Here is an 11,972-nt window from a genome sequence, read left to right on the forward strand (position 1 = left end):
AATGATAAAGAAAACCGCAGCCATAGTTGTTGGTACATGTCTGTTAACCGCTTGTGTCGAAGAGCCTCCATATTCTGAGAAGATATCAGACTGTATAACGGAAGTTCATGAAGCCTCAAAAAAGACTTTTAAAATCAACTATACTTCTAATCCAGTACAGGAGTGTTTCGATAAAAATGTCATAGGGGATTCCTTTTCTCCACTAGTCATTGCGTCCGGTAGTAAAAAGATAGACCTGAGTAAAATTAAAAAGCCAATTTATTTGCATACTTTTTCAGATTCTTTGGGCCAGTCTCTGAGGGAAAAAGAGTACATCAATGATATGGCTGAAAAGTACTCGGATGAAATTAAGTTTATTGTCTTACATAAACAAGCACCGTACGCATCAGGAATGATGGAACAGAAATTTCCAAAACTATACGGCCCGTTTAATGACAATATAACTGTAATTAGTGTAACCGAAGATAATACAACTGATTTAGAGGGTGGCTACGGGGAACTTATTTCGGGTGTTAGGAACATCAGCTATCCAACAACTTACTACCTTTCTGCCGATAAGAAAATCGTAAAGGTTACCAGTCTGGAAGAGGTGATGGTCCAAACCAATATTATCTATATGGATAATAATCGGCATTTATCGGATCAAGAGCTAAGTAAACTTAGTTTTTATGCTCGCGTTCCTAAGCTAATTGATGAGTTATTGTCTGAAGGTAAAGAAAATAAAAAAGACACTCAGGTATCAGAGTAAATTAACAATTGAAATAAGTCGCTCCATTTAATAATACTTAAAAGTTTATTGATTAAAATCTCATATCATAAAAGCCGCATTGTTTTGCGGCTTTCTTTGTGGGAGTATGACCCAAAATAAAAATGTACTAAGGGAATAAAATGAATAATAAACTCTGTAAATTGCTTTTGGTCTTTATAGCTTTTACATTTTGTGAGCTAAGTAGTGCGGGAACTATAGAAGAAGAAATAAAGGAAATTAAATCACTCATCGACCAAGATAATATATCCGAAAGAAAATATACTCAGGTAAAGCAGAAATTAGATGCTATTAGTGATACTGCTGCAGATAACCCAAGGTACTGGGTACAAAAAGCTCGCTATGAATTAGGCTGCGGTTTCTATTCTCCACAATGTGAAAAAAAAGGAATGTGGGAAAGAGCCTTAAAGGATATTAATACTGCAAAAAAGATAGCTCCAAATGATATTGAGGTCTTAAGCTTATCAGGCCATGTATTAAGAAACCTTAAACGTTACGATAAAGCTATAACAGATCTAGAAAAAGCGTTATCTATTGATAGCTCGCACGCCTGGGCTAATTTAAATTATGCTGCCACAATAGATGATATGGCTTACGGCATGGGAGTGAAGTTTAATGATGATGAATTTATGGAACGCAGGTACCAAAAGCTTTCTAAGGGGCTTAATTCTTTAAAAGTGGTACTAGAAGGTGATTACGCCGATAGGGAAAAAAAAGCAGCTATCTTTAAATGTGACAAATTAGCTAACTGGATGAGGTTAGAAGATAGATTATATTGCCATAAAGTTGTAATTGAGCTTGATCATTTTGATAACTTGAAAGAAAAAGCATGGGCCAACGGTAATTATTCACTTCAATTATTAAAAGCTGAAAAGTACAGTGAAGCCAAAGAATATGCAGAAAATGCTATTGCCTTAATGGACTATCCCATTGCTAGATTAATGCTATCGGCTTCATATTTAGGGTTATGGTATGAGGGAGGCTATCAGGATGAGACTCTTTTTGATAAAGCCTATGAAACTTATGAGAGGAATGAGCTGGATCCTATTTTTGAGCTCTCTGCACGAATGGATGATATTCAATTCTTTAAAAAGCTTCAAGAAAAAGGAGTAGATTTGAATGGATACGATAGTTATGGTTCAACGCTCTTATCAAAGTCACTTATATATAATCACGAACTAAAAGAAAAAAACTATGAAAGAGTTGAGGGGTTTGTGACTGAACTCAATTTAAAAATAGATCAACCTTTTTACGTTAGAAGTTACTCCCAAAAAGAGTACAGAGTAACAAATGCTATTGAGTCACTAGAAAAAAGAATAGACTCTATGCTTAAGGTCAAATACAAGCACAGAGATAACACAAAGCTTTCGCATCTAAGAGATATCAAATATTTTTTAATGCGTCACCAAACACAGCAGGAAAATGAAAAGTCAAAGCCATTTTTTTCACCCTTTACAGATTTTCACTACTTAATCATGGGTATTTTGTTTGGATTGTTAGGAGTGCTCGCTGTCTTTTTAAAGTACCGAACTAAGAAAAAATAATATTAATATGAAAAAATATAGCTTGATTCTTTTGTTAATATTAATCATGGGATGCCAGTCGCTTCCCACTGGTGAGGTTACGCATAGCTGGTTATTCGTTGATGATGGTCAGTATAACGTTGAGGATAACCAGTTTAATATTACGGTCGTTTACGATGAACAGCAGCGGTATTACCGAGTAGGGGCTCATGATAGCTGGGGCACTAAACAGCTTGAAAGTCGTTTAATCGATGTCTCAGTTATGCTTGATGATGATATTAATAAGATAACTGTCGATGCCGATTTTCAGCAAGATTCAGCGAGTGGCTTAACCGTCCCTAAGCATTCCTCTTCAAAAGACATTTGTGCGAACCAAAAGGGATTAGCTTTAAATCAATTGCCTGAGAACCAGGAAACTTATCAGTATCATATGACTGTCTGTTTCGATTCTCTCGTTGTTACGGATAAAACCGAAGACGCGCAATGCGTTATTGATCTAGTTGCTCTTAATAAAGACTTTATCCAGCTCGATGCGAGTAATGCCAAACCGCTAGCGACTTATTTCAATTATTCTCTACAGGATAAAGACGGTTCTGTGCTGTTATGGAAACATAACTATGGTGATTTTAGCGGTAAAGACTCTATCGATATTTACCATCCGAGTTGTTCGCATAGCTCTGATAAGATTGCTACTCATAATAATAGAACTCATAAGAAAACGGTTAGCATTAAAGAGCTTGGGCCTCGTTTAAGTCTCTCCATGAGTCACTACGGTACGCCAACCATTCTTGCCAATAACAACAATCAAAATTATCAGCGCATAATAAGCCTGTCCGGAGATGTTCTAAGAGACCAGTTGCAACGAAATAACAAAGGCTGGAAGACATTATTCCTTCCAGATGAACATTTACTGTACGAATTTGATATTGAGTATGGTGATGACTTTAATAAAGCAGGTAAAGAGCTTCAGTTTGATCTGATCATTACTCGATATAATTACGCTAAAAACAATGTGGAAGTACGTAGAATAACAGTCGAACAGCCTAGTTTTAATCAGTAGAAGAGTTAGCTCAAATAAGTTACTGCTGTTTATATCTATCCCAAAGACTTTTGTCCTTCATACAACTTATCGCCTTATCGATAGCGTCGAATATGTCGACACCGATATCTTTTGAGATGCTATCGACTAACACTTCCGATTGTTCAAGGTAATCTTTAATTTTCTGAGTCTGTGATTTCCCTTCTGATGTCAGAGAGTAGAGCGTCCGTCGTTTATCTTCTGGATCTGGGCTTTGTTGAATCAGGTCGAGCTTAATCAGTTTAGGTAGTTTCTGTTTGACCAGCTGGTGCGACTGCTGCAATTGACGTGCTATGTCCGCCAGCGAGGCCTGGCCTAGTTCTGATAGTGTGAGCAGGGTAGAGCAGGACTTGATAGGTACAATAATGCCGAGGCTATCAAATATCGGCTGGGTTTGTTGTTCAATCAGGTTGCTCAGATCTTCTGCGCGTTTACCTAATAATGCTTTACCGTTCATACTGCTCTCTATAGTTTGCTTTAAGAAATTATTTGTAACTTCTTTTAAAAAAGAATCGATTGACTCTATTTCAGAAACAAAGGTAACATGTTGCGCAATATGTTGCAATTAATATAGATTAGCTTTAACTAGCTTGGATAAAAGGATTAACGCCAATGAACAGACGATCTTTTCTAACGAATTCAGCCATGGCTGCGGCGGCAGTGGGCTTAAAGCTAAGCTCTGGCAGCGTGTTAGCGGCATCAACAAACGCAGCCATGATTTCCCGCGAGCAGTACAATAAATGGTTTGTGTTTGATGGACTCGGCGTGCTGTACGACATCAATGATCCGGCGGGGAGTATTCAGGATGACTGGCGCATGTCGGATCGTTTACGAAGTGATTTACTGAAAAGTGGTCTAGATTGTTACCGGCAGACCACAGGAGCGCCTTTCCCAGCATATCCAGGCGATGATATCTTCGAATCCAGTGTGAGCATGCTTAGCCAGCATCAGAAGCTGATTGACGCTAATTCAGACGTACTGATGCTGGTTAGAACCTTCAACGATATTGAACAGGCGAAAAAAGATAACAAAATAGCAGTAACCCTCGGTTTCCAGAACAGCCATGTTTTAGGTGATAACCTGGATAACGTTGACACCTTTAAGAACCTTGGCGTGCTCACCATGCAGCTTACTTATAATGGCCAGAACCAGATCGGCGGTGGGGCTAACGTCAGCCAACGATTACCGCTAACGGAATTTGGTCATAAGGTGGTTGAAAAGATGAACGAAACCAATGTACTGATCGATCTCAGTCATAGCGGCGAGCGCACCTGTCTCGAAGCTATTGCTGCGAGTAAAACACCCCTTACCATTAGTCATAGTGGATGCCGTGCTCTGGTCGATTTGCCGCGTAATAAAACCGATAAAGAGATGCGCCTGCTTGCTGATAAAGGCGGGCTATTTGGTCTCTACTTTATGCCGTTTCTTGCATCGGACAGTAAAGCCAACTCGGATCATCTGGTAGCACACATCGAACATGCGATTAACGTCTGTGGTGAAGATCATGTATCGATCGGAACCGACGGCGGCTATACGGGAATCGACGACATGGAGAAGGTTCGAAAAGACACCGACAAAATGACTCAGCACAGGATTGATAATGGCGCTGCCGCTGCCGGTGAAAAACTAGGAAACCTGAACTTTATGCCAGATATCGTCGGCCCCGATCAGTTTTACCTACTCGCCAACAAGCTTGCCGAAAGGAGACATAGCAGTACTCGAATTGAAAAAGTGTTGGGTCTGAATGCCTATAATTTGATGAAAGACGTATGGAAGTAATCTTACTTAATTAATTGATATCTAAGTCATATTTGCATTGCCTTGATGTTAAATTTGCTTTAGAAAATCGCTTGTTTATTGACCATATTTGGAGGATTATATTTTAAAGGCTGTCATGGAAGTTGGGGGTGACGGCCTTATTAATGGAGTCATCAGGAGGATGTGGGGATGTTTCGTTCTAAAGTTTCTGTTCTATTCAGTCGTTATTTCTTAGTACGGTTTTCATTTTGTAGTCTTTGTACGTTAAGCCTTTTTGCTTTAACTCTTTTCTATAGTTCCCCGTCTTATGCGGACGATGTTTTAACGTCTCAAAATTTGAAGGTCTGTAAAAGCAAGTATGCGCTATGCACTACGGCGAAGTGTACGCCGATTGATGGGACTAATGCGGTGTCTTGCGTCTGTGATGTTAAGAAGGGCTATTCGGTAGGCTCGGATGCTTGTGAGGACAAGAAGGCTGAGAAGTCAGGCGCATTAGTCTCGCGTTATTATCCGGTGAAAAGTTTTGCGGTTTGTCAGAATGATCGTGAGTGGGCTTACTGTCTGGATGCGCCTTGTATGATCGATAAGAAAACCGGTAAGGCAAATTGTACCTGCTCAACTCGTAAGGGTGGCGACATGTACGTTATTACGACGGATAAGTACACACCGGATACCTGCACGACCGATATTATTTCTTCGGCCACGGTGAGCTCGATTATGGAAGTCACCGAGTTTCTAAAGTCGTCTGAGGAACTGCCACCCAAAGATTTTAAAATTCTGAATAAAATAGATAAGTAAACCAAAAAGATAATAGGACACCTATAGCAATGGAGGGAGTTATGTTTCGTAATGTCTTAATAATTATGTGCTGTGCTCTGATATTTTCCTGTGAGCGGTATGAAGAACCAGCCGTAGAGAAAAGCAAGGAACAGCAAAGCAAGGTTTCTGAGGTGGGGAGCATGACTGTGGAAGACGAGCTTGCAGTCAAAAGCAATGGCTATATCCCATTCCCGGATGGTTATGGTTACATGCAGGATTTAAAGCTGCTTCAGAAGGCCACGGATGAGGGTAATCGTGATTATATTCGACAGCATGCCTGGGCCTTGTTCGCCGGTATTATGCAGCCTTCTAAAGAATTGGGCTGGCCTCTCTGGTATAGCTGGCCAAATACCCACGGAGCGTTTCAGGATTCGAATCCTCAGCCCGTTGGTGAAAAGGTTAGAGCTAAAACCAGAAAGTCACACTCGACGATTATTCAAAATAATCTGGCCAATGCACCCGACGTTGATACCAAGGCGCCCATTTACGATATTCCCGAAGCAGTTTCAAAGCAATATCCAGATGCTATCTGCCACGATAAGAAAGGTAACCCGACTATCTGCGATGGCCCGCACTTCGTTAACAATGGCGATATTCTGATCCCGACGGAGTCGTTGAGTATGACGGCGATGAAGGAGATTCGTAACGACAAACTCTATCTCCAGTCTACGCTCGACAAAAAGCACGCAGATAAAGTTACGATGCTGGATCTGGATAAGAAGTGGATTGTGACCAAGCATATGTATTGGCCAGTAAAAGCAGAGGGCCTGACCGGGATTCCCGTCTGGAAAAATAACTTTCCAGTGACCTTTACCGGATATGCGGGGTACGAATACTGGGACACGATGGTAGCCGTTGATCCGTCAGGAACGCAGGTTGGTCAGACAGCGGATGTATCGTTCTTATATGGTGTCAAAGATAATTCGGGTAATCCTATTCCTACCGTGTCTACCGAAGCACAGGTTTACGGCCTCGACAGTTTCTACTTTCATCAGATTACCCAAGATGACTGGGATTCATTTTCCGACGCAGATAAAGCGATTCTCAGCGCTGCCAGTTACTGGGCAAATGGTCAAAGCATCGGGGTGGGCGATTATTTGGTGACGATAGCCATGCACGTTAATACCAAGGAACTGAAAAGCTGGACCATGCAAAGTGTCTGGTGGTCGGATAAACCAAACGAAGGTCAGTATGCAGGCAATAGGCCGCAACTTCCGCAAGCTCAGGGGCCATGGCAGCACTATCTATTAACCGACTCCTACGCCGTTCCAGCTAACCTAGACGGTAAAGTTGATATTGCGGTTAACCCTTATATTGAAGGCGTAATTCACCCCATTGCGACCAGCTGTCGTAACTGTCATGTTCGTGCCGGCTGGCCAACAGGTAAGGTCGCTGGAACCGCCAGTTATCAGAATCCAGATTGTCCGGGGTTGCTGGATGATATTACACCCGGCAGTGACTGTCTGAAGGGGTTAACTTTGACTGATTATCTCTGGATCATTCCCGATAGAGCGGTGGACGACACGGTCAGTAAATAGGAAATCAATCATGGCCTCATCTGAGGCCATTTTTTACCATTCTATAACTTGTCCATCCCAGGCAAAGAATTTGCCGTTATCTTCAAGGTCAGCGTTCTTTATGATTTTCATCATTTTCGAAACAGAGTAATCAGGAGAGAAGAGCTTCCCCTTAGGAACATTTTCCTGAAACGGTTTTGATAACTTGGTATCCGTGGTTCCCGGGTGCAATGCCAATATTGCGCAATGCTTAAAACGTCTCGACGATTCAATGGCCAGAGTTTTGATAATCTGGTTCAGCGCAGCCTTACTCGCTCGATAGCTATACCACCCGCCGAGATAGTTGTCGGATATACTGCCTACCCGTGCTGATAGCGAAGCGAAAATTCCTGTCGTACCAAGGCCTTTGGCACCTTTCTCCAACAGAGGAAGAAAATGTTTAGCGATCAGTGGAGTTACTATGGTATTGGCTTCAATGATTTTCTTAAACTGTTCGGCGTCGAAATCTTCTATTTTCTTCTCCGGAAAAGGCCCGCCTTCCTGATGCAGTAAACCACAGGCATTAACTATCAGCGACAGCTTATAGTTACCCTGTGATAATTGCTCCGATAGCTGAGCGAGCTGCTCCTCTTTGGTCGGATCGACTTCATAACAAATGGCGTTGGCGGCAAACTTCTTATCACAGATCTGTAAGTGCTCTATGTCACGTGAACAGACTATGATTGAGTCGTAGTTTTTTTGGCAGTAACGGGTGAAAGCCTGCCCAATGCCACCACTAGCCCCAAATATCAATGCGGTTTTCATAGCATCCATTATTGCTACAGAGTGTGAAATATTGGTGAAAGTGTTTATGTTTTGAACGATCTTTGCGGTTATGGCTTCTTCTCTCTATACTGTGTGGAGGTGTAAATCAGTCTGGAGGATTTTATGCTTGCTTATCGTTATGCATTATTTGGTGTCAACCTTATATTTAGTTTGGCTCTGATACCCACCTCGACTGTTGCTGCTGAAAAGGCGGCAGAACCTGAGTCTCTCCCCTCATTATTAACTTTCACACCGTACGAAGTTGAATGGAAAGGTCGGCCCCGAGATCCTGCTGTTGCACCTGATGGCATGGTTTGGTTCTGTGGTCAGGCTGGAAATTACATTGCCCGACTAAACCCTGATACCGGACGCATGAAACAGTTTTCCGTTCCGGAAGGCAGTCACCCGCATAACCTGATTGTAGATAGTGATGGCTTTGTCTGGTATGCCGGCAACCAAAATGGGCACATCGGTCGAATGGATCCTGAAACAGGGGATATTAAACAGTACCCCATGCCCGAAGCCATTCGTGATCCACACACTCTGGTTTTTGATAAGAACGAGAATATCTGGTTTACCGCACAGCATTCCAATGCCATAGGTCATTTGAACACGGAAACGGGAGAGGTTCGTTACGTTAAGGCAACGGAACCGCGCTCGAGACCCTATGGTATAAAGATGGATTCAAACGATCAGCCCTGGGTTGTTCTGGTAGGAACGAACAAACTGGCTACTGTGAATAAGGATGATTTTAGTTTAGAAGAAATATCAATCCCAAGAGAGGATGCACGGCCACGCCGACTAGAAATTACTTCAGACGACTCTATCTGGTATGTCGACTTTCGAGATGGGTATCTTGGCCAATATATACCAGATTCTGATTCGTTTAACGAATGGCTAACGCCAGACGGAGAGGGTAGCCAACCCTATGGAACTGCACTGGATAGCGAAGGACGATTATGGATTGGACTAACGGGTCCATACCCTAATGTTATGGTAGGTTTCGATACGGACTCAGAAGAATTTATCAGTCGCACGGTAGTGAAAAGCGGCGGTTCCGTAAGACACATGTATTTTGATCCAGAGGAAAAGGTATTTTGGTTCGGAGTCGATACCGGGTTTATTGTAAGAGCAAAGCCTCAATAAGAAGGTAAAACAACCTGTAGCTGAGAAAGATGATTGGAAGCAGAACACGATAGAGTGTTTGTATTTATTTTTAACTAAGAGGAGAATCGATGATGTGCTTTAAGCATTATAGGTCAATTTTAATGTCAGTCTTGTTGGGGACAGCACTGCTGGGTTGTGATCAGGGCTCTGATTCTGAGGCTGAAAAAGGGAATGTTGTGGTTAAGGCTGATTCAGAACAAGCCAATGAAGTCGCTGAGTCCAAACCGGAGCCAGAACCTAAACCAGAACCTGAGCCAAAGGATGATGGAGTTGTTAACGTTACTACCACCGACTTCAAAATTAATGCGCCAGCTGAAATCAAAAAGGGATGGACGACTTTTCGCTTTAAGAATGAAGGGAAGCAGGTTCACTTTGTGGCTATTTATCGACTTGTCGATGGTAAAACGTTAGAAGACCAGCTAACCGAGGTGGCCCCTGCGTTTGATCCTCTAATGGAAGGCTTGCGAAGCGGAGAGCTTACCAAAGCAGATATCGGGCCTTTTTTCGAGGAGAATATTCCTGAGTGGGGACTTCAAATGAAATGGAGCGGAGGCGCTGCATTGTTATCCCCCGGCAACAGCACCGAGTCGACTTTTTTAATCGATGAAGCCGGAACTTACCTGGTTGAGTGTTATGTAAAAGCTCCAAATGGGCAGTGGCATACTCTGATGGGAATGTTGCAACAGGTTAATGTGGTCGATGAAGAAAACGATGCTGTCGAGCCTTCAGCAGACTATGAAGTCGTCGTTTCTAATGCTGGGGTTGTGGGCCCGGATACGCTTCCAGCCGGACAGCACAGTATCAAAGTTGTTATGCAGGAAGATCCGGAAGGCTTTTTTATTCCTTATGATTTGAATTTAGCAAAAATTGGTGACGATACCGATCTGGAAAAGCTGTATTACTGGATGGACTGGACCAATGTTGGTGGCTTAAGAGCACCTGCACCAGTTGAATTTATTGGTGGTCTGGAGCATACCTATGGTGGTGGGCATGGCTACGTCAATGTCAATTTAGAGCCTGGCCGCTACATATGGATATCAGAACTGAATGCAGCCAAGATCAATAAGGTCTTTACCGTGGAGTAACGGGTCACTCCGTTTTTTCTTTCCACCAATCCTTTAGTTGATACCACCAGTAGCTTAATTGAGCTGCTGGTGGCCCAAACATACCGCCGTTCCATGGGAGCCCCCAGGGTTCAAACTTTTTATAGTCTTCATTTTCTTTTGTAATAGCGGCAGCAACGATTTCACCTGCTGCTGTCGTTGGCGCCACGCCGTGACCACCGAAACCAATGTTGTACCAGACGTTGGGAGCTACCTGTCCAATCTGTGCCATATGATGACGTGCATAGGCCATAAATCCCTGCCAGTCATACTCCACTCTGACTCCCTCTAATTGGGGATAGACTTTTAGCATATCCTGCTGAAGGATGTGCTTGAGATTTTTAGGTTTATTGGTCTTGGTATGAATCCGACCACCCCAAAGAATACGTGTATCTTTCAGGGGCCGATAATAGTCGAAGGCAAAGCGAGTGTCGTAAACCGCTGACTGGGTATTTATTGACTCCTTCAGCTTGTCGCCAAGAGGCTCTGTAGTCATGACATAGGTTGCTATCGGAAGGATAGAGTTTGATACTGGCTTGAACAAATTACCGAGATAGCCGCCACCGCAGAGAACAATGTTTTTGCATTGAATATCACCTTGAGCCGTTTTTACTTTTCTAACGGCTTGTTCATATTTAATATCCGTTACTTCGCAGTTTTCATAGATTCGAACTCCTTGCTTAATTAATTCTCTGGCGATGCCAAGAGCGTAATTAAGAGGGTGGAAGTGCATGGCGCTAGGTTCGAATAATCCACCATGATATCTGTCTGTTTGTAATTGTTCTCTCAGCGCTTCGGGAGATATATATTCCCATTTAACGCCCAGGTTGTTATTCATGAACGACTGCTCATCATTGAGTAGCTTCTGGTCCTTAAACCAGTTAGCCCATATGACGCCTTTATCAACCAGATCGCAATCGATGGTATATTGGACCACACGGCGTCGGATAAGATTGACTGCTGTCTGGGTAAACTGGTACAACTCTTTTGCTCGCTCTGAACCTACCTGCTTTATAAGTTTGTGAGGGCTAAGAGAGTAACCACCAAAAACCAGTCCACCATTGCGTCCTGAGCACCCAAATCCAATACCATTTTTTTCGATTATAGCGACACTTTTGTGCCCACGTTCGACCAGCCCAAGTGCCGTCATCAATCCAGCGTAGCCACCGCCAATAATGCAGGTCTCTACCTCCTTGTTAGGGTTAAGACTGTGAGTGTCTAAATCGAGTTTTTTTGTTGCAGCGTAATAAGTGTTTGGATACTTACCTGTCATGGCCTGATGATTTGTTTTAGTTTGTTAAGCATTGTGTATGATTTTTAAACAAGTTGAAAGTCAGTTTGTAATTAATAAGAATTTTACGGTATTCAATTACAGTAAAACTGTTTTGCTTTTAGCTTGAATCAATAGCGAGCAGATCTTATGGTGGGGTTATAACT

At 42.5% G+C, this 11,972-nt stretch carries 11 protein-coding genes; 8 read left to right on the forward strand and 3 right to left on the reverse strand.

The window, feature by feature from the left end; translation table 11 throughout:
* Position 1 precedes the first annotated feature (1 nt).
* The 3 genes from KS2013_RS04365 to KS2013_RS04375 all read left to right on the forward strand — a co-directional run bounded on the left by KS2013_RS04365 (position 2) and on the right by KS2013_RS04375 (position 3,349).
* Positions 2-748: a hypothetical protein gene (locus KS2013_RS04365; protein WP_068990273.1), complete on the forward strand. Its 747-nt coding sequence runs from the start codon at positions 2-4 to the stop codon at positions 746-748.
* Positions 749-888: 140 nt separating this feature from the next.
* Positions 889-2,310, forward strand: a complete 1,422-nt coding sequence (locus tag KS2013_RS04370; RefSeq protein WP_068990275.1) for a tetratricopeptide repeat protein — start codon at positions 889-891, stop codon at positions 2,308-2,310.
* 7 nt (positions 2,311-2,317) lie between these two features.
* Positions 2,318-3,349: a hypothetical protein gene (locus KS2013_RS04375; RefSeq protein ID WP_068990278.1), complete on the forward strand. Its 1,032-nt coding sequence runs from the start codon at positions 2,318-2,320 to the stop codon at positions 3,347-3,349.
* Positions 3,350-3,368: 19 nt separating this feature from the next.
* Here KS2013_RS04375 and KS2013_RS04380 read toward each other — a convergent pair whose 3' ends face one another.
* Entirely contained in the window at positions 3,369-3,824 is a 456-nt protein-coding gene (locus KS2013_RS04380) for a MarR family winged helix-turn-helix transcriptional regulator (RefSeq protein WP_068990281.1), read from the reverse strand.
* Between the two features lie 155 nt (positions 3,825-3,979).
* Here KS2013_RS04380 and KS2013_RS04385 point away from each other — a divergent pair, with 155 nt between their 5' ends.
* From KS2013_RS04385 to KS2013_RS04395, 3 genes are all read left to right on the forward strand, one after another.
* Positions 3,980-5,146 carry a dipeptidase gene (locus KS2013_RS04385; protein ID WP_068990284.1) on the forward strand — a complete coding sequence of 389 codons (1,167 nt, stop codon included), beginning with the start codon at positions 3,980-3,982 and terminating at the stop codon, positions 5,144-5,146.
* Positions 5,147-5,314: 168 nt separating this feature from the next.
* Positions 5,315-5,923 carry a hypothetical protein gene (locus KS2013_RS04390; RefSeq protein WP_068990287.1) on the forward strand — a complete coding sequence of 203 codons (609 nt, stop codon included), beginning with the start codon at positions 5,315-5,317 and terminating at the stop codon, positions 5,921-5,923.
* A 41-nt stretch (positions 5,924-5,964) separates the two neighbouring features.
* On the forward strand, positions 5,965-7,482 hold the full coding sequence (locus KS2013_RS04395) for a hypothetical protein (protein WP_228703736.1): 1,518 nt from the start codon (positions 5,965-5,967) through the stop codon (positions 7,480-7,482).
* Between the two features lie 33 nt (positions 7,483-7,515).
* Here KS2013_RS04395 and KS2013_RS04400 read toward each other — a convergent pair whose 3' ends face one another.
* Positions 7,516-8,265 (reverse strand): SDR family NAD(P)-dependent oxidoreductase, encoded by a 750-nt coding sequence (locus KS2013_RS04400; RefSeq protein WP_083217862.1) that lies wholly within the window; start codon positions 8,263-8,265, stop codon positions 7,516-7,518.
* A gap of 123 nt (positions 8,266-8,388) precedes the next feature.
* Between KS2013_RS04400 and KS2013_RS04405 the strand changes: the two genes are divergently transcribed.
* Entirely contained in the window at positions 8,389-9,411 is a 1,023-nt protein-coding gene (locus KS2013_RS04405) for a Vgb family protein (RefSeq protein WP_068990297.1), read from the forward strand.
* Between the two features lie 122 nt (positions 9,412-9,533).
* Complete coding sequence (locus KS2013_RS04410) at positions 9,534-10,517, forward strand: hypothetical protein (RefSeq protein ID WP_156768963.1); 984 nt, start codon at positions 9,534-9,536, stop codon at positions 10,515-10,517.
* Between the two features lie 4 nt (positions 10,518-10,521).
* Here KS2013_RS04410 and KS2013_RS04415 read toward each other — a convergent pair whose 3' ends face one another.
* Positions 10,522-11,808 (reverse strand): NAD(P)/FAD-dependent oxidoreductase, encoded by a 1,287-nt coding sequence (locus KS2013_RS04415; RefSeq protein ID WP_068990305.1) that lies wholly within the window; start codon positions 11,806-11,808, stop codon positions 10,522-10,524.
* Positions 11,809-11,972: the final 164 nt, after the last annotated feature.

This window comes from Kangiella sediminilitoris (assembly GCF_001708405.1).
Classification (GTDB): domain Bacteria; phylum Pseudomonadota; class Gammaproteobacteria; order Enterobacterales; family Kangiellaceae; genus Kangiella; species Kangiella sediminilitoris.